Raw genomic sequence first — 16580 nt, forward strand, 5'->3', positions numbered from 1 at the left:
TTAAACAACTAACGGATTTTTAATTTCCGAGTAATATCAATTCCAACCGTAGAAACTGATGACGAATAAACTGACTATTATTTGTGTTGATGATGAACGCAATGTCCTACTGATGCTGAGAAATCAGTTAATGCATTTTTTCTCGGATTGCAAGATTGAAATTGCTGAAAGTGGAGATGAAGCTCTAGAAGTTATTGAGGAGATATTATCTAACGGGGGGGATGTTGCTCTAGTAATTGCCGACCAGATTATGCCGAAGATGAAAGGGGATGAATTTTTAATCGAACTCCATCACCGCTATCCTCAGATCCTCAAGGTGATGCTGACAGGACAAGCCAATGTTGAAGATATAGGCAATGTCGTCAATCGCGGAAATCTCTATCGTTTTATATCTAAACCTTGGGACGAAACTGATTTGAGGCTAACAGTAGTGGAGGCTTTGCGGAGATTTGAACAAGATAAACAACTTGCCAAGCATCAGTTAGCCCTTGAGCAAAATAATCTAGAACTAATCGAGCTAAATGCAAATCTTGAGAGAGCTTATGTGGAACTCAAGAGCGTTTCTAAATTAAAAGACGAGTTTCTTGCCATGATGAGTCACGAATTACGGACACCATTCAACTCGATTTTAGGCGTGTCAGAATGTTTGCTTGAAGAAATTTATGGTCAGATCAACCCCCGTCAAAAAGAGGCGATCTCCATCATTGAAAGTAGTGGTAACCATCTTCTGAAATTGATTAATGACATTTTATATTTCTCAAAACTTACAACAGATTTAGTGAAACTGGATATCGAATCGGTAGCGATCGCCGATTTATGCAATTCTAGTCTAGAATTTGTGAAACAACAGTCTCTCAAAAAGAAAATTCAAATTACGATAAACATATCCCCAGAAGTAGAAGTCTTTAAAGCCGATCCACTTCGGATGAGACAAGTATTAGTCGAATTACTCAATAACGCAGTCAAATTTACTCCCATCGGCGGTAAAGTCAGTTTGAATGTAAAGACAGCTCCTCCACTTGGTGAGCTTGTAACCTCTTCTAATGTAGCTAAGACATCAGATTCGTTAAATCAGATAGCTGATAATCAGGAAGTTTTGAATACTCACTCTTGGATTTACTTTGAAGTTACTGATACTGGGCTTGGCATCGCACCTAGCGATCAAAACAGCCTATTTCAACCATTTATCCAGATTGACAGTGGGCTTAGCCGCAGTTACGAAGGTATAGGAATTGGGCTAGCAATAGTAAAGAAAATCGTTGAATTGCACAGGGGGGATATAGAACTGAGCAGTCAGATCGGTCGAGGAAGTTGCTTTACTGTGAGCATACCATTTAGGAATTGACTCACTATCAATTGCAATTCTAATAAAGGAAATTTAAAAGAGGGTTAATTGTTGAGGTGGCGGAGTGAGAGCATCCCAAGGCAATGCTGGTACTGGCACATTTGCTTTTTCTAACATTTCCTGAAAGTACCTTGCATTATGGGGCGATTGCTCTTCGATCGGGCAGTGCATAAAGAAGTATATTTGCGTCCCCTGTGTGAGCCATGCTCGTAAATAAGTTTCCCATTCTTGCCAAAAGCGAATATTCAGATCGCGATCAGGATGACTGATAAATCGCACAATACTAAAAGGTGCTGTCACCACAGGTTGCAAAGGCAAATTGGGTTTGCGCGCTCCTGTTGGACTGGGATCGATAAAGCAGGATCAATCTCATCACCAAAGGGCAAATCATATATGGGGCGCGAATCTAGTAATACCCGTCCGATCCCTAAACTTTGTAATAACTGATTGAGGCGATCGCTATGATTTGGTTTAAACCAATCGGCATGACGTACTTCTAAAGCGATTTGATAATCCTGTGTTGGTAATGCTTTGAGGAAGTTTTCGAGATCAGTAAAATTTGCAGGGCTATAGCTGGGCGGTAACTGGATAAATGACACACCTAATCGATCGCCAAAACCCGATATCAAATCTAAAAACTGGAAGGCTTGCTCGATATAAGGCATCAGCAAACCATTATGGGTGAAATGTTTCGGAAACTTTGGACAAAAGCGAAATTCTGTGGGTGTATCCTTTGCCCAACGCTGGATGGTTTGGCGATCGGGGATCACATAAAAAGTGGAATTTACCTCCACCGTCATCAGGCGATCGCTATAAAGTGGCAAAAATTCCGTTGAACGGCTTCCTTTTGGATAAAAATCACCAACCCAACCCTTAAAAGCCCAAACCGCACAACCTAGATAAAATATGTTAGACATTATAAAAACTAATGAAATTATGATTGTGTTATAAATACAGCCTATGTTAATTTGAGTCCATGTTTTTTAGTGGATGAAATCTAGATATGCAACAGTTAAATAAACTCATTGATGCTCCTGTTGATGAACAAATCAATCCCAATCAAGACAAAAATACTTTACGTTATCGGATTGTCCACACTTTAGAGCTAGTCCAAGACGCGATCGCTATTTCTCTATGTATTGGGCTATTCTGCGTCATGGTGTTGCAACTTAAGGAGATTTTCTTATCATTAATTACAACCTTACGCTTTCATGAAATTACCGCTGATATTTTATTTATTCTCATCTTAGTAGAACTATTTCGGCTATTAATTATTTACCTTCAAGAACAACGAGTATCGATAGGGGTTTCTGTCGAAGTAACCATCGTATCGGTATTGCGGGAAGTAATTGTTAAAGGGTTGCTAGAAGTTGAATGGAAACAGGTATTAGCAACTTGCGCCTTTTTAGTTGCCCTAGCGTTACTCTTGATCGTCCGAGTTTGGCTGCCCCCCACATTTGAAGGGATCGATCCCGAACAAAAAGCATCACTACGCTTCAAGGGGCGTAAATAAAAAAGGGGGGCTAGCCCCCCTTTTTTATATCTATTTGACCTGACTAAGTAACTGCTTAATAGTTTTGATTAATTCAGGTGGATGATAAGGCTTAGTTAAGTAAGCATCTGCCCCCTGTTTCATACCCCAGTACTTATCAAATTCCTCACTTTTGGTTGTACACATAATTACGGGTACATCTTTCGTAGAGGCATTATTTTTGATCCAACGGCATAACTCGTAGCCATTCATCCGAGGCATAACCACATCGGTGACAACGAGATCGGGAGTAACAACCTTAAGTTTTTCAACTGCGTCAGCACCATCATGGGCTTCTATAACTTCTAGACCATGCTGTTTTAAATGTGCCGAGACCATCTCCAACACCATCGAACTATCGTCCACTACGAGGACTTTTACCATAACTGCCTTCCTGCTTTTCCAGTTGTGCATTAGCCAAGATCTTTGCTAGCATTCAACTCCCAAAAGAATTAATGCAATTTCCAAAGATCAATCACTATTGCAATCATAAAATTTCTAAAACCTTAAAAATGAGATAAGGTTAAGAATATTAGCTAATCAACATTAACTGTTTTTTGATTGCGTCTTTACAGAATTGTTGACCCAACTCTAGCTGATCAATGAACAATATCAATGAAAAGCATCGTTATTGTTGACAGTATATCAGAATGCATCTTGGTTAGAGTGCTATGGCGATGGTTACGGTTGAAGGTTTGAGCAAAATTTACAATATTGCGGTCAAGGATTCAGGACTGTTTGGTACTCTTAAGCATTTTTGGCATCGTCAATATCGCGAGATCGCTGCTGTTAAAGATATCTCCTTTGCGATCGCCTCTGGCGAAATGGTGGGATTTTTAGGGCCAAATGGTGCAGGCAAAACCACAACGCTAAAAATGCTAACGGGGTTAATTCATCCATCATCGGGCAATGTGCAAGTCGCAGGGCATATCCCCTTTCGGCGTGATGCAGGCTTTCTTCAAAAAATCACCTTGGTGATGGGGCAGAAACAACAACTAATTTGGGATTTGCCAGCTCTGGACTCATTACGCATGAATGCGGCGGTGTATGACATTCCCGACAAAATATTTAAGCATCGTGTTGGCGAATTGACCGAGATGCTATCTCTCGAAGGGAAACTGTCGCAACCAATGCGGAAACTTTCCCTCGGTGAGCGCATGAAGGCAGAATTACTAGCGGCGCTATTGCATCAACCGCAGGTTTTGTTTTTGGATGAGCCGACCTTGGGGCTAGATGTCAATGCTCAAGCAAGTGTACGTGAATTTTTGCGGGAGTATAATCAGCGCTATCAGGCCACAATTTTGTTAACCAGTCACTACATGGCAGACATTACGGCTTTGTGTAAACGAGTATTGCTGATCCATCAAGGGGGACTGATCTATGATGGCAGTCTGGATGGCTTGCATAATAACTTTGCGCCCTACCGAGAAGTGCGGGTGGAGTTAGCTCAACCAATAGGAGATCGCAATGATTTACAGAAATATGGTCAAATCCTGAATATCGATGGTCAAGCGGTTTGCTTTTTAGTGCCACGCGAAAATTTGACAAAGGCAGTTTCTCAGATTCTTGCCGAGTTAGAAATCTTGGATTTATCGGTAAATGAACCTGCGATCGAGGAAGTCATCGGTAGTGTTTTTCGGGCTGGTACTGTCCATTAAGACACAGAGGGTGCTAAGCGCCCTCTGTGTCTTAATTCTCAAGCATTGCTATAGATTTTTGTGAGGATATCATGATGTTTAGGAGATTGTAACTTTTGTGTAACCAATAAGTAACTTTCAGGTCTATCCAAAATTTATATGCAGTATTAATGTCGTATTCAGCAGTTGGGTTGGCGCGGTTGATTGATTACACGAAAAAACTACGTTTCCACGAGAAAGATACCAAATGATTTCTATCTGTAGTGTTACTACTAAAAGACTATGTTAAACACTTCTCACTTATTTCCAAGATCTCGACAGTACGGGGAGGCGAACAATGAAAACCTTATGTTTAATACAGTTTTGAAAGAGTTTTCTTTGCGGGTCAGCATTATTTACAATCTTCAAACTAATGGAGAAATTTCGTCAAAAGAAGCTTACTCGCAGTTAGCAGAACTATGGCAACAGCTAGAAAAATCTGCTAAATCTTCAATAGTTTAACTGGGTTTCCCAATGCGATTGAAACTGTATTTCCCAAGACACAGGTACAGATATGCATTATCCATATGGTGCGTAACTCAGTCGCTTTTGGTTACTAGCAACAACAGTTTTAAGCATGGTAGTTCGCTAACTATTCATAAATAGTCTCATCTTCCTTTCGCCAAGCAGGATCGACGATGCAGATAAATACAATTGGTTCATCGCCAATATTTTTGAGAAATTGCTTTGCATTGGGGGGAATATATACGGCATCACCTGATGCGATCGCACATACTTCCCCATCAATATACATTTCGCCAATACCGCTCAGGATGTAATATACCTCAGAAGTAGTAAGAGAATGTGGTTGCGAAGTTTCTCCTACTGGCAAAATTGCATGGGCAAGACTATAGCGAAGATCGATCGCTTGTTTATCAGGGTGTAATAATTCGCGCAATATAGTCGAGTCACCCGCAATAAACTCTGGACAATCAAGCAATTTTTGGATCAGCATAAATAGATTCTCTTAATTTGTGATTAAAGCAGCACTGAGCGCTGCTTTAATGGAAATGCAAATAAGGAGCCGATTTTTTGTGGTGCGGTGAAGCCGCACCACAAAAAATTTGGTTCCTTATTAAATCCCTAATCTTAGTTAATTGCTTGGACATCCTTGGGAGCAAAACCATGGGCGGTTAATTCTTTGTTGAGAGCAACTGCATTTTTGACGCGATCGACAAATAATACACCATTCAAATGATCCATCTCATGTTGAATTACTCTTGCTAGCAAACCACTTGCTACAAGCTTTTGAGGTCTACCATCTTCATCGCGATAGGAAACTTCTACTTGATCAGGACGGACAACATCAAGAAACACTTCAGGAATGCTCAAACATCCCTCTTCACCAGTGATCAAGTCTCCACCCGAACCCTTAATTTCAGGATTGATCATCACTAAAGGTGGTTTGCTCTCATCCTTGAGTTCGATATCAATCACGAGTAGTTGTTTGTTAATCCCCACCTGAGGTGCAGCTAGTCCGATTCCATCGTTGCTATACATGGTGATCAGCATATCGACAATGATCTGCCGAATTTCGTCGTTGACTTTACTAATGCGTTTAGCGGGCTGACGTAATACGCGATCGCCCAGAGTATGCACCTGTAAAGGAGGGTTACTGACTTTTTGCTTGGGGACTTTGATAGAAATTGCAGACATTGCCAATTAGCTTGTAAATATAAGCTTGTAGTTAACTATTAATATTTTGACATAGATCGCGATTTGCTCTGTCTTGTTGATAGTTTTGCTTGTCCGATTGTGACAGTTGAGCAGTTTTTCGCAATTTGACTTATTCAGGTAGAAAATCAGGATTTAGAGTTTCTTCTTGGCTAAGAGGCGATCGCATTGGGAAAGTAGAGATATTTAATCCTGTTTCAATAGCGGCTTTTCTGCGACCTTCTTGATAGCAGTCATCAAAGACTTGTTTTAGGTATGGTTTTAGACTGGGACTTACTTTTAGGGCTTTGAGAATGCGGCTACGATGTTCATCAATGGTATATCGCCAACTCGAAGTACGTTTATTGACTTGATATTGATATTTGAGTAAGTGCATCAATAAAACTTCTAAGTTACTTTCTAAAGCAACTTTTTCCTTTCGCGCCATTGATTCAATTTCTTCTAAAAGGTTCTCAATGTCTAGATTTTCTAATTTCCCTGTGCGGAGTTGTTCGCTAGTCATTTCTAACCACATTAGGTAGTCTTGTTCGTAGACTGTATTTAAAGGGGAGGGAGTAGTTATGACTGTCATTGTGGTTGCTCCTTTGACAATATTTCTATATCTATAATCGATATTGAGAGTTTTTTTACAATTACTTAATCACATCAAATATTTTCAACTGGCGTTAAGATTAAAGTAGATCAGCTCAAAGAAAAACCTATGAACTTAAAACATAGTCTACTAAATCGTATCACCCAAATTGCTGGGCAATGCGGTGGTCGTCCTTGTATTCGTGGGATGCGAATTCGGGTAACTGATATTTTGGAAATGCTATCGGAAAATGTAAGTATTACTGAAATTCTAGAAGATTTTCCTGATTTAGAGCTTGCTGATATTCAAGCTTGTTTAGTTTTTGCGGCGCGGCGTACTGATTTTCCTAGGCTCACTGCATGATTATTTGGATTGATGCTCAGTGGCGTTGCACAAATGAAGGATGAATCAAGAAAAGGTGGGAATCGATTTGTACTTGAGATAATGAATTAACAGACGAATTGAATACCGCAACATTTGTTCAGATTTTGAATAACATAAAGTTTTGCGATGCAATCTGGCAAGATAATGTCTCAGTCTCGTATTTTCACCCTCAACTCTGGTCATGTAGGTTTTGCTAATAATTTGATCTTCCGAGTTGATAAACATTTTGTAGACACAGTAGCCATCGGTAACCCAGAAATAGCATTGCCAAACCTTAATCAATGTCCATAGAGGTTCAAAGGTTTTGCTACTCCTATCCCCTAATACCCAAGCCAAGATACCTTGGCTAAAATGATTCACCGCAGTCCATAGCCAAATCAAGTTTTTTTTGACCCAACAAAAGTCTGGAGTTCATCCAGTTCACCAACATCAGGAATAGTCTCAATCGGTGGATGTTCTGGTAATTGCTTGGCTGCTTCCTTAACCCAGTTGATGACTGAGTTGTGACTAACATCGGTACATCTCTCAATTTGTCTAAATCCCATGCCGTTGCAGTACATTTTTAGGCATATTTTTTTGACATCTTGGGAATATCCCAGCACTGAGTAATGATCAATGAACTGACGACCGCAATCAGCGCAAATATGATTTTGTTTGTCTCCTCGTTTCCCATTTTTACGAATATGTGTTGAACCACACTTTGGACATTTCATTGTTTTTCATTGCTTAAACTCGTTATCTTTAATATTTACTCATTCATCCCTCATTTATGCAACGCCCCTAAATGAGTTGAGAGAGACTTCGACTTCGCTCAGCCATCGGGATACGATGGCTGAGCGAAGTCGAAGCCCTATTTTTCTCATAAATGATTTAGGACTGCTATATACTCAATTATTTCAAAATTATATCAGGTAGAAACTTTATATTTTCAGAATTGAAGTCTCTTCAGTTAATCACACCATCTATCAAACATTGCGTTAAAGTTAAACTTAATGCTCAAAGCCCGATCGCATATATCTATGAATATTACCGTCAAGCTTCACCGCCAACCATCACGTACTAGCGAACCTACCTATCAAACCTTTGAAATTGAAGCCGATCCAACTCGCACTACAGTATTAGATGTATTGATTAGGATTCAAAGTGAACAGGATGGCTCCGTTGGTTTTCGGCGTAACTGTCGCAATGCGATCTGTGGTTCCTGTGCAATGCGAATTAATGGGCGATCAGGCTTGGCTTGTCAGAAACATATTAGTGAAGTGATGGGAGAGCATGATACGGAATTGGTAATTGAGCCGATGCAAAATCTGCCTGTGATTAAGGACTTAATCGTGGACATGACCAAGTTTTGGGATAACCTCCACAAAGTCGATCCCTATGTCTCCACCGCATCACGACAAATTAGCAAAACTGAATATCTGCAAACCCCTGCTCAACGCGCCAAACTCCAAGCCGCCGCTAACTGTATTCTCTGCGGTTCCTGCTATTCCGAATGTAACTCCGCAGCAGTCAGCGATCGCTTTGTGGGTCCCCATGCCCTAGCTAAGGCATATCGCGTCATGGCAGATAATCGTGACGATCGCACTGAGGAACGAGTCGAAAAATATAATGAGTCGGGCTTTGTTTGGGACTGCACGCGCTGCTATAACTGCAATGAAGTTTGTCCAGTAGAAGTGCAACCCCTAGATCGGATTTCCCAAATCAAGCATGAGATTCTCGCTAATCGTGATCTACCAGAATCCATGCCACAGCGTCATCGCCACACTCTGCTCGATTTAGTCAAAGAAGATGGTTGGATCGATGAAAGTAAATTTGCGGTACGACTAGTCAGTGACGATTTCAAAGATTTAAAAGCATTGCTGGGTATTTTTCCCGTCGGTATTCGGATGTTGCTAAGTGGCAAAATCCCCTATCCTTGGCAATTCAAAAAGTCGGAAGGAGCTGCCGAAACCAAGGCTCTAATTGAGGCGATCGCTTCTGCAAAAAATAAATAAGAGGGATTGTGCTATGCACAATCCCTCTTAATAACCTGTGGGACTCAAATATGAAAAGTACATTCCCAGCCAATCAGTCACAACTCACGCTACAGGATTTTTTACAACTGCCTGAGACTAAGCCTGCTAGTGAATATATTGACAATCAAATCATCCAAAAGCCAAGGCAACAGGGAAAACATAGTACATTGCAAGGCGAACTTGTCCCAGAGATTAATCGAATCTTGAAACCGCATCGGATTGGTCGTGCTTATCCTGAATTGCGTTGTACCTTTGGTGGTCGTTCAACAGTGCCCGATATTACTGTTTTCAAATGGGAGAGAATTCCCCGTGAAGCTAATGGTGAGGTCTCTAATACTTTTGCGATCGCACCAGATTGGACAATAGAAATCCTCTCACCCGATCAAAGTCAAACTAAAGTAACCAAAAATATTCTGCATTGCCTAAAGCACGGCACACAAATGGGTTGGCTAATCGATCCAGATGAAAAAACGGTATTTGTCTATCAGCAAAAACAAGAAATCGAAGTTTTTGACGAACCAGAGGCAATTCTTCCCGTTCCAGATTTTGCTAATGGCTTACAACTTACAGTCAAAGATTTATTTGCATGGCTATTAGATTGAGTAGGGTTTTCTTAAACCACATCTTGCAACCATTGCCGACAAGCTCTCATAGCGACACTTCGACCTTGGTGAAGAGCGATCGCTACAAACTGGGGAATTGCTTCGGTAATTTTTAGATTTGGGAAGGTGGGACTCATTGCGGTGGCGATGTAGCGATCACCTTGCAAAATGTAAATCAATAATTGGCTATCGCTGTAGCACCATAGCTCTTTAACTTGTAAAGCTTCATAAGCTTTTAACTGAGTAATCGAAGTTACATCTATTTCTATAGATAAGTCAGGTGGTGGATCGACATTTAGATCGAGTCTCCGTTTACCTACCATTTTGTAATGATTGGCGATATAGAAGCAGGTATCAGGCTCAATACCACTTTTCATATCCTGACGTTTAAATGTAGTTTAGCCAAAGCATTCAAACTCGACACCAAGAGTATCTAAAATCAGTTTGACAATATCCCCAATCAACTCTTTGTCAACTTCATGCTCTGGTAAAGGCATCCTTACCTCTAATATTCCATCAAAATAAGCTATTCGAGAAGCACGATGTTCGCCAAGCTCTCCCAGAATTGATTCAAATTCTTGCCAGCTAAGATCGTGTAGGCGTAATCTTTGACCTTCAGGAATCTCTAGCTGCCGTACCGCTAATTGAACTGTCATATAAGTCCGTAAATGCGTACATCAATCTTATCGCTGTAGCCTAACATTTTAGATATAGCTACCACCAAAAGTATATCAGGACATAAAATCCCAAAGAGAGTTGCGGTGCAGAGCACCGCAACTCTCTTTGGGCAATTAGAAAATGCCTGCAGATTCATAGAGACGACGAATGAGGGCGAGGATTTTGCGATCGTAGAGAGGATCGATCGCCCAGCGTCCTGTGAGTTGACTTAAGACTGGGGCAACGCCTCGCGCCACTAAATGGAATCTCGGTGCAACAACAGGTTGAAATAGAGGAGCATTGCTCGCATAGGCTTTGAGATGTTGGATATGCGCTCTTACACCTGTGCGCTGATCGGCAAAACTCGCTCCTGATATTTTAGCCGTTGCACTTGCTGAAGGTGCAGCACCAAGACTCGCGAAGTTATTTTGTTCAGGTTCAATACCTCTACCAAATCGGAGAAATCCTGTCTCAATACACATTTGACAAAAGGCAATATCATGATTTACGCCTTCAATCTCTGCTTCCTCACGATATATATGTGGTAAATCGCCATAGTTTGTGAGGGCAGTCTCATTATTATTTTTTAGGAACATCAGCAACTGCACTTCAGAGGCATTACCCACACCCATGATCTGATCAATTTGCCCCGTGAATACCTTAAAAATCGTTTTTAGATAGAGGGTGCGGGTGGTGCTATCCCAAGATACAGAAGTATTCAGTTCACGTAGGGCGATCGCCTGTACATAGACAATACTTTGATAGCGCAGACGACAGGTTAAAGGAATTTGACTCAGATCGAAACCGAGGCGATCGACTAAATCGGCTGGAACTAAGACATTGCCTGCAACTAAAATCCCCTTTTCTTCATAACTCTGTCCATTGAGATTGATATTAATTTCTGGATAGGTAACAGGCTTAGTGACGGGGATACGGTTTGCGGGAGTGAATACAGGAATCGTAGTTGCCGTTTCATTAATCCATGCCTGTAAGCCATCGGCAATACCGATCGCATAGTCCCGCCGCCTTGTTTGCATTAGTAGGCGATCCTGTGAAGTATTTGCAAAAACTAATTCCAACAAAATTGAAGGAATGACAATTTGGCGACAAAAGCTCAAATTGCCAATACTAGCGATCGTGTCCGCTTTTGCGCCTCGATTAGTAATTTCAGGAACACGCTTTGTTAAGGCATTGGTAATAATTTCCGCTTGACGTTTGCGAATCGTATTATTGGCGATGTAATAGGTTGTGGCTCCTCGTAATTCTGGTGAAGTAACTGTATCGAGATTGAGGGATAGAGCCACATCTTGACTAGTTGCCCTTGAATTAATCCATGCGATCGTCTCTTCTAAGGTCAGGTCATCACTAGGTACAGCGATCGCAATCCCCCGCGATCGTAATTCAGCAATTAATAGATCTCTAGTAGCTACCAATTCAGCCATTTCGATTATGCCGCCAACTCCTTCACTGAGATCGCGGAACGAACCTTCAAAAACGCTATGACCTGCGGAAATAAATATTTTGCCCATATCCCTATCTGCTAGTCCATTTCAGCAAGCAAAAAAGTCTCCGTGAGTTTATCAGCTTTTGTCCTGTTTGACTATTTATTTATCAACTAGAGAAGCGGTGCTTCGCACCGCCTCTCTAGTATTTGTTTCCAGACCTTCAGGCGGGAAACAGATCCTTTCGATATTTTCGATGATAAAAATCCCAGCATTAGTTTCATAATTAGTATTGCTGATTGATTAGGGCGGGTAATACCCCAAAAATACCAACTATGAAAAAAAGAGTTAATCTCACCTTCCCTAAACGGGCGATCAACATTCCCCTCACCTATCGGCTTGCCAAAGATTTTAATATTGCAGCAAATATCATCCGCGCTCAAGTGGCTCCCAATAAAGTCGGCAAGATGGTACTAGAGCTATCAGGGGATATCGACCAGCTCGAAGAAGCCATCGAATGGATGCGATCGCAAGATATCGAGGTTTCATTACATGGGCGCGAAATTGTAATTGACGATACTGCCTGTGTTGACTGTGGCTTATGCACTGGTGTATGCCCCACTGAAGCTCTGACCCTCGATCCTAAGAGCTTTCAACTCACCTTTACGCGATCGCGATGTGTAGTTTGCGAACAATGTATAGCGGCTTGTCCTGTAAACGCCATCTCGATTAATCTATAGTTAGTAGTATCTTTACCTGCGCTAGCTGAAAATCCAGTCTAAGGGCTGACGTATAGGTCTGTTTTTTGACGGACAAGCGCCTATAATGATACAAAAAGTAACAATTTTTTATATACAAATTTAGCCCACTAGACTTTGAGTTACAACTCATGCATTTTGAGTTTTTTTCGCTAGAAATTATTCAAGAATGGACGCAACAGTATGGATACTGGATCGTTTTCTTGGGCATTATGCTTGAGAATGCTGGCATCCCATTACCGGGGGAAACGATTACGCTGGTAGGCGGCTTCCTAGCAGGAAATGGTGAATTGCGCTATCCATTAGTTTTGCTATGTACTGTAGCAGGAGCAATCCTCGGAGATAGTGCAGGCTATTGGTTAGGTCGTTGGGGTGGTTTACCAGTTCTAGAAAAAATCGGTAAATTATTTCGGATGCCCACCGATGAGATTGCGATCGCCCGTGAAAAATTCCGTGGTAGTGCCGATCGCGCAGTTTTCTTTGGAAGGTTTATCGCCATCTTGAGGATTTTTGCAGGTCCAATGGCAGGGCTGTCGGGGATGTCCTACTCAAGGTTCCTCTTTTTTAACGCTACAGGTGCTTTGGTTTGGGGTGTAGTTACTACAGGTGTTGCCTACTATGCAGGCACGCTAATTCCCCTTGAAACCCTAGTATCTGGAGTTGTGAAAATTAGCTCTATCATTTTAAGTGCAGTTGTCCTGTGGTTTGGCGCACCACCCGCATTTCGTTTCCTAAAAGCCAAGTTCATTGATTGGCGCACTTCCCGTAAGCCTCAAAATGCTAACCCTAGTCATCCACATCTACAAGCAGGGCAAGAGTCACCTGTATTATTACCGATCGCTGAGGATAAGGTAATGGTTAAACAAGCGATCGAAAATGACTAAAACAAAAGGGCATTCCTAGCAATACTTCATTACAAAAAAAGCTACCTGACGGTAGCTTTTTTTGTTTATTTACGGAGAGAGAGGGATTCGAACCCTCGGTTGCTTTCACAACATTCGATTTCAAGTCGAACGCATTCGACCACTCTGCCATCTCTCCCGTTGGATATTCTAAAGCATCAATACGCACAATACAAGCAAAAAAGCTCGCAAAGAGAGCTTTTTTATAATTAACGCAAGTTCGAGATAATTTGAAACTTTGAGAGAGGGTTTGCTACGCAAACCCTCTCTCAAAGCCCAAAAGTAAAAGCCTTGCTTAGCAAGGCTTTTACTTTTGGGCTTTGAAAATTTGCCAGCTTAACCAGAAATGACATTAAAAAACAGCTTCCAATAAATAAAGGCAACGCGATGCGTTGCCTTTATTTGGGTTTAAGCAAAATTTATATTGCTATCTCTGGATAAAGGTTTTATGCCTTAACCGCAGACATCGACAAGGTGTAATAACCTAGCTGATTAGGAACTCTTTCCCACTTACCATCTAGCTTGCCCTTAGACAGGTTTTTGGTAACACGATCCTTGGCTTGGCGGAAATTCTCAACCGAAAGATCGCCATACAAAGCCTTGACGACGCTATCAGCATTAACGAACTCACCCTTACGCTCTTGTAAAACCTTCTCAATCGCATCGGTTAAAGTATTACCTTGATAAAGAGGACGGAAAGCCAAGGAGCTAGAACGACCAGATTTTTTGGGCTGAGCAGCTTTGGATGCCGCAGCCTCAGACTTTTTTGCTTTAGCAGGAGTCTTAGGTGCAGCAGCTTTAGCAGTAGCTTTAGGAGCCTTGGTAGCCTTGGCAGCAGCTTTAGGAGCCTTGGCAGCAGCTTTAGGAGCCTTGGCAGCAGCTTTAGGAGCTTTCTCTACCTTAGCCGCAGGAGCCGCAGCCTTAGCCGCACCTCTACCTCTCTTGATGGTTGATGTAGGAACTGTTTTCAAACTTTCGAGGGAAAGTGTGTAGTAACCGAGCTGATTAGGAACACGCTTCCATCTATTTTCACCTTTACCCTTCGATAGGTTCTTAGTGACACGTTCTTTGGCTACACGGAAAACAGTTTCAGGGAGATCTCCATAAAGGATATTGACTACATCATCTGCATTAACTGCTTGTCCTTGGCGCTCATTCAAAATCTTTTCGATCGATTCTGTCAGGGTTAGTCCTTCGTAAGCAGGACGAGTTGTCAATGAACCCCGACGATGTCCTCTTCCTTTTCCTTTAGCAGCAGGTGTGGCGGCAGGAGCTGCTTCAGGTTTAGCGGCGGCTTTGGGTTTACGACCTTTGGTAGGGGCGGCTTTGGGAACTTCAGCAATTACGGGAGCAACTACAACAGGAGGAGCAACTACAGCTTCTTTCTTTTTACCTTTGGCTTTAGGAGCTTCGGCAGGGAGGCTGCCAAGGAGGGCTTCAACGTGAGCGAGTTGAGCGCGGGCTTGAGCGACTTTATCTTCATATTCTGCGAGGAAACCTTGCAAATGGGATTGCAAAGCTTGTAAAGACGCGCCAAAACCATCTGGCTGTAGACTTACAGGTAGATCTATACTCATATTATGGGAACCAAAGAGATAATAATGATTGATTGATTTGATTAGTTTGTTTCCTCATACATTTGCTTATGATGGAATAAACTCATCATTTCGTTCTATCACGTTTTGAGAGAACTCGCAATAGTTTAGAAAGAATTCTCACCATTATCTGTTTTTCTAAAAGAGAGAGGGTGGCTGAGCCACCCTCTCTTTATTTCTTTAGGTCTAACAGAAATCTGGCTTCAGCAGCGCGATCGCTGTTAGGATATCTCTCTAGTAGCCTTTGTAAATAGCTGGGTTGCTCACTGAGAAAGAAGCTAGAAAATAGTAAATCATCGATATAAGGACTTTGAGGAAATTTGACCTGTAACTCGGTGATAATGCTATCGATTCGTCGCTGGTAGTCAGAGAGCATACTCTTTTCCCGTTGTTCGTAATCTTGATAAGAGTAGCTACGTCTACGGCGTTGTTGCATAAAAAGGGGAAGAGAAGGTAAATTAGATAAAAATCAGGAGATGGAGTCCCAGCAAATGACACAGAAACATGAGATCCGCAACTGGACAGAGTATAACGCAGGGCTAAAACAAAGAGGAAGCCTGACTTTTTGGATGAGCGAAGAAGTAATTGAAGGATGGTTAAATCAAACATTAAGTGGCAAACGGGGAGCTTCCAAAGATTACAGTGATATAGCAATAGCGACATTTATCACGGTCAAAGCGGTATATCAGCAAGCAGGAAGACAAACGCAAGGACTGTTAGAGTCAATATTTGCCTTGATGGGAATAGATTTACCAGTACCAGACCACAGCACCGTGTCAAGACGGACAGCAAGTTTAAGTGTGACCTTACCAGTAATCCCGAAACAGGGAGCAGTGCATGTAGTAGTTGATTCGACAGGGATCAAAGTATACGGCGAAGGGGAATGGAAAACACGGCAGCATGGAATTAGTAAGAGACGGACATGGCGCAAATTACACCTAGGAGCCGATGAATCAACAGGAGAAATACTGGCTGCGGTCGTCACCACGAATGATTGCCACGATGGAGAAGTACTCGCCGATATTCTCGATGCGATTGATGCTGAAATTGCTCAAGTTTCCGCAGATGGAGCTTATGACCATCGTCATTGTTATGACGAGATTGCCCAACATGGTGCTAAAGCCGTGATTCCTCCGCGCAAAGATGCCAAAATCTGGCAGCATGGCAATACCAATGCTCCACCACATCCGCGTGACCAAAATCTCCGTTATATCCGTAAACATGGGCGTAAAAAATGGAAACGTGACTCAGGTTATCATCGGCGCTCTTTGGCAGAAACTACGATGTTTCGTTTCAAAAAAATCTTTGGTGCTACTTTATGTTCTCGTAAATTTGACAATCAGGCGGTTGAGTTGTTCATCAAATGTGCTGCTCTTAATCGCATGATTCAACTGGCTAAACCTCTCTCCTCTCCTGTTGTTCGTTAAT

Annotated in this window: 20 protein-coding genes, 1 tRNA gene and 2 pseudogenes; 11 read left to right on the forward strand and 12 right to left on the reverse strand. The window is 41.9% G+C overall.

The features are described 5' to 3' along the window. The first annotated feature begins 58 nt into the window (after positions 1 to 58). Positions 59 to 1345 carry a hybrid sensor histidine kinase/response regulator gene (locus tag HC246_RS02030; protein WP_169361936.1) on the forward strand — a complete coding sequence of 429 codons (1287 nt, stop codon included), beginning with the start codon at positions 59 to 61 and terminating at the stop codon, positions 1343 to 1345. A gap of 33 nt (positions 1346 to 1378) precedes the next feature. Here HC246_RS02030 and HC246_RS02035 read toward each other — a convergent pair. Beyond that, positions 1379 to 2262 (reverse strand): annotated as a pseudogene (locus HC246_RS02035) (DUF72 domain-containing protein). 86 nt (positions 2263 to 2348) lie between these two features. Between HC246_RS02035 and HC246_RS02040 the strand changes: the two are divergent. Then, on the forward strand, positions 2349 to 2858 hold the full coding sequence (locus HC246_RS02040; RefSeq protein ID WP_169361937.1) for a phosphate-starvation-inducible PsiE family protein: 510 nt from the start codon (positions 2349 to 2351) through the stop codon (positions 2856 to 2858). A gap of 30 nt (positions 2859 to 2888) precedes the next feature. On the opposite strand, the gene HC246_RS02045 is transcribed toward HC246_RS02040, so the two are convergent. Then, positions 2889 to 3260 (reverse strand): response regulator, encoded by a 372-nt coding sequence (locus tag HC246_RS02045; RefSeq protein ID WP_169361938.1) that lies wholly within the window; start codon positions 3258 to 3260, stop codon positions 2889 to 2891. Between the two features lie 287 nt (positions 3261 to 3547). Here HC246_RS02045 and HC246_RS02050 point away from each other — a divergent pair, with 287 nt between their 5' ends. The 3 genes and pseudogenes from HC246_RS02050 to HC246_RS02060 all read left to right on the forward strand — a co-directional run. Beyond that, positions 3548 to 4534: an ABC transporter ATP-binding protein gene (locus tag HC246_RS02050; RefSeq protein ID WP_169361939.1), complete on the forward strand. Its 987-nt coding sequence runs from the start codon at positions 3548 to 3550 to the stop codon at positions 4532 to 4534. 261 nt (positions 4535 to 4795) lie between these two features. Next, on the forward strand, positions 4796 to 5014 hold the full coding sequence (locus tag HC246_RS02055) for a DUF7219 family protein (RefSeq protein WP_169361940.1): 219 nt from the start codon (positions 4796 to 4798) through the stop codon (positions 5012 to 5014). Further along, a pseudogene (locus tag HC246_RS02060) lies at positions 5005 to 5103 on the forward strand (transposase); the annotation flags it as partial. The gene HC246_RS02055 and the pseudogene HC246_RS02060, both read left to right, overlap by 10 nt. A gap of 41 nt (positions 5104 to 5144) precedes the next feature. Here the strand turns inward: HC246_RS02060 and HC246_RS02065 are convergent. The 3 genes from HC246_RS02065 to HC246_RS02075 form a co-directional block, all read right to left on the reverse strand. After that, on the reverse strand, positions 5145 to 5507 hold the full coding sequence (locus HC246_RS02065; protein ID WP_169361941.1) for a cupin domain-containing protein: 363 nt from the start codon (positions 5505 to 5507) through the stop codon (positions 5145 to 5147). 134 nt (positions 5508 to 5641) lie between these two features. Further along, positions 5642 to 6208, reverse strand: coding sequence for a peptide deformylase (gene def / locus HC246_RS02070; protein ID WP_169361942.1), 567 nt, complete (start codon positions 6206 to 6208; stop codon positions 5642 to 5644). Positions 6209 to 6338: 130 nt separating this feature from the next. Continuing rightward, positions 6339 to 6797: a DUF29 domain-containing protein gene (locus tag HC246_RS02075; RefSeq protein WP_169361943.1), complete on the reverse strand. Its 459-nt coding sequence runs from the start codon at positions 6795 to 6797 to the stop codon at positions 6339 to 6341. Between the two features lie 129 nt (positions 6798 to 6926). Here HC246_RS02075 and HC246_RS02080 point away from each other — a divergent pair, with 129 nt between their 5' ends. Further along, a complete protein-coding gene (locus tag HC246_RS02080) occupies positions 6927 to 7160 on the forward strand; it encodes a DUF433 domain-containing protein (protein WP_169361944.1) in 234 nt (77 codons plus the stop codon). Between the two features lie 45 nt (positions 7161 to 7205). Here the strand turns inward: HC246_RS02080 and HC246_RS02085 are convergent. Then, positions 7206 to 7894, reverse strand: a protein-coding gene (locus tag HC246_RS02085; RefSeq protein WP_169361945.1) for an IS1 family transposase whose coding sequence is annotated in 2 segments (ribosomal slippage) — positions 7206 to 7559 and positions 7562 to 7894 — 687 coding nt in all. Because the reading frame shifts where the segments join, the coding sequence is not laid out codon by codon here. A 306-nt stretch (positions 7895 to 8200) separates the two neighbouring features. Here HC246_RS02085 and HC246_RS02090 point away from each other — a divergent pair. Next, complete coding sequence (locus HC246_RS02090; protein ID WP_169361946.1) at positions 8201 to 9175, forward strand: succinate dehydrogenase/fumarate reductase iron-sulfur subunit; 975 nt, start codon at positions 8201 to 8203, stop codon at positions 9173 to 9175. A 50-nt stretch (positions 9176 to 9225) separates the two neighbouring features. Beyond that, a complete protein-coding gene (locus HC246_RS02095) occupies positions 9226 to 9798 on the forward strand; it encodes a Uma2 family endonuclease (protein ID WP_169361947.1) in 573 nt (190 codons plus the stop codon). An 11-nt stretch (positions 9799 to 9809) separates the two neighbouring features. On the opposite strand, the gene HC246_RS26200 is transcribed toward HC246_RS02095, so the two are convergent. The 3 genes from HC246_RS26200 to tftA all read right to left on the reverse strand — a co-directional run bounded on the left by HC246_RS26200 (position 9810) and on the right by tftA (position 11984). After that, positions 9810 to 10175 carry a Uma2 family endonuclease gene (locus HC246_RS26200; RefSeq protein ID WP_263972421.1) on the reverse strand — a complete coding sequence of 122 codons (366 nt, stop codon included), beginning with the start codon at positions 10173 to 10175 and terminating at the stop codon, positions 9810 to 9812. Between the two features lie 21 nt (positions 10176 to 10196). After that, entirely contained in the window at positions 10197 to 10454 is a 258-nt protein-coding gene (locus HC246_RS26205; protein WP_263972422.1) for a hypothetical protein, read from the reverse strand. Positions 10455 to 10589: 135 nt separating this feature from the next. Next, a complete protein-coding gene (gene tftA / locus HC246_RS02105; RefSeq protein WP_169361948.1) occupies positions 10590 to 11984 on the reverse strand; it encodes a hormogonium tapered terminus morphoprotein TftA in 1395 nt (464 codons plus the stop codon). A 248-nt stretch (positions 11985 to 12232) separates the two neighbouring features. Here tftA and HC246_RS02110 point away from each other — a divergent pair, with 248 nt between their 5' ends. Together HC246_RS02110 and HC246_RS02115 are read left to right on the forward strand one after the other, a co-directional pair. After that, positions 12233 to 12637 carry an NIL domain-containing protein gene (locus tag HC246_RS02110; protein ID WP_169361949.1) on the forward strand — a complete coding sequence of 135 codons (405 nt, stop codon included), beginning with the start codon at positions 12233 to 12235 and terminating at the stop codon, positions 12635 to 12637. A 149-nt stretch (positions 12638 to 12786) separates the two neighbouring features. After that, positions 12787 to 13539 carry a DedA family protein gene (locus HC246_RS02115; RefSeq protein ID WP_169361950.1) on the forward strand — a complete coding sequence of 251 codons (753 nt, stop codon included), beginning with the start codon at positions 12787 to 12789 and terminating at the stop codon, positions 13537 to 13539. 72 nt (positions 13540 to 13611) lie between these two features. Here the strand turns inward: HC246_RS02115 and HC246_RS02120 are convergent. From HC246_RS02120 to HC246_RS02130, 3 genes are all read right to left on the reverse strand, one after another. Continuing rightward, a tRNA-Ser gene (locus HC246_RS02120) sits at positions 13612 to 13696 on the reverse strand. A 307-nt stretch (positions 13697 to 14003) separates the two neighbouring features. Further along, a complete protein-coding gene (locus HC246_RS02125) occupies positions 14004 to 15134 on the reverse strand; it encodes a hypothetical protein (protein WP_169361951.1) in 1131 nt (376 codons plus the stop codon). Between the two features lie 190 nt (positions 15135 to 15324). Next, positions 15325 to 15588, reverse strand: coding sequence for a hypothetical protein (locus HC246_RS02130; RefSeq protein WP_211167599.1), 264 nt, complete (start codon positions 15586 to 15588; stop codon positions 15325 to 15327). Between the two features lie 55 nt (positions 15589 to 15643). Here HC246_RS02130 and HC246_RS02135 point away from each other — a divergent pair, with 55 nt between their 5' ends. After that, positions 15644 to 16579 carry an IS5 family transposase gene (locus HC246_RS02135; protein WP_169364403.1) on the forward strand — a complete coding sequence of 312 codons (936 nt, stop codon included), beginning with the start codon at positions 15644 to 15646 and terminating at the stop codon, positions 16577 to 16579. Position 16580: the final 1 nt, after the last annotated feature.

It is taken from the genome of Pseudanabaena yagii GIHE-NHR1 (genome assembly GCF_012863495.1).
Classification (GTDB): Bacteria; Cyanobacteriota; Cyanobacteriia; order Pseudanabaenales; family Pseudanabaenaceae; genus Pseudanabaena; species Pseudanabaena yagii.

Coding starts and splice junctions, on each gene's coding strand:
- HC246_RS02030 (WP_169361936.1), top strand. CDS start 59: ATGACGAATAAACTGACTATTATTTGTGTTGATGATGAACGCAATGTC.
- HC246_RS02125 (WP_169361951.1), bottom strand. CDS start 15,134: ATGAGTATAGATCTACCTGTAAGTCTACAGCCAGATGGTTTTGGCGCG.
- tftA (WP_169361948.1), bottom strand. CDS start 11,984: ATGGGCAAAATATTTATTTCCGCAGGTCATAGCGTTTTTGAAGGTTCG.
- HC246_RS02040 (WP_169361937.1), top strand. CDS start 2,349: ATGCAACAGTTAAATAAACTCATTGATGCTCCTGTTGATGAACAAATC.
- HC246_RS02075 (WP_169361943.1), bottom strand. CDS start 6,797: ATGACAGTCATAACTACTCCCTCCCCTTTAAATACAGTCTACGAACAA.
- HC246_RS02050 (WP_169361939.1), top strand. CDS start 3,548: ATGGCGATGGTTACGGTTGAAGGTTTGAGCAAAATTTACAATATTGCG.
- HC246_RS02090 (WP_169361946.1), top strand. CDS start 8,201: ATGAATATTACCGTCAAGCTTCACCGCCAACCATCACGTACTAGCGAA.
- HC246_RS02110 (WP_169361949.1), top strand. CDS start 12,233: ATGAAAAAAAGAGTTAATCTCACCTTCCCTAAACGGGCGATCAACATT.
- HC246_RS26205 (WP_263972422.1), bottom strand. CDS start 10,454: ATGACAGTTCAATTAGCGGTACGGCAGCTAGAGATTCCTGAAGGTCAA.
- HC246_RS02055 (WP_169361940.1), top strand. CDS start 4,796: ATGTTAAACACTTCTCACTTATTTCCAAGATCTCGACAGTACGGGGAG.
- HC246_RS02080 (WP_169361944.1), top strand. CDS start 6,927: ATGAACTTAAAACATAGTCTACTAAATCGTATCACCCAAATTGCTGGG.
- HC246_RS02115 (WP_169361950.1), top strand. CDS start 12,787: ATGCATTTTGAGTTTTTTTCGCTAGAAATTATTCAAGAATGGACGCAA.
- HC246_RS02065 (WP_169361941.1), bottom strand. CDS start 5,507: ATGCTGATCCAAAAATTGCTTGATTGTCCAGAGTTTATTGCGGGTGAC.
- def (WP_169361942.1), bottom strand. CDS start 6,208: ATGTCTGCAATTTCTATCAAAGTCCCCAAGCAAAAAGTCAGTAACCCT.
- HC246_RS02135 (WP_169364403.1), top strand. CDS start 15,644: ATGACACAGAAACATGAGATCCGCAACTGGACAGAGTATAACGCAGGG.
- HC246_RS02095 (WP_169361947.1), top strand. CDS start 9,226: ATGAAAAGTACATTCCCAGCCAATCAGTCACAACTCACGCTACAGGAT.
- HC246_RS26200 (WP_263972421.1), bottom strand. CDS start 10,175: ATGAAAAGTGGTATTGAGCCTGATACCTGCTTCTATATCGCCAATCAT.
- HC246_RS02130 (WP_211167599.1), bottom strand. CDS start 15,588: ATGCAACAACGCCGTAGACGTAGCTACTCTTATCAAGATTACGAACAA.
- HC246_RS02045 (WP_169361938.1), bottom strand. CDS start 3,260: ATGGTAAAAGTCCTCGTAGTGGACGATAGTTCGATGGTGTTGGAGATG.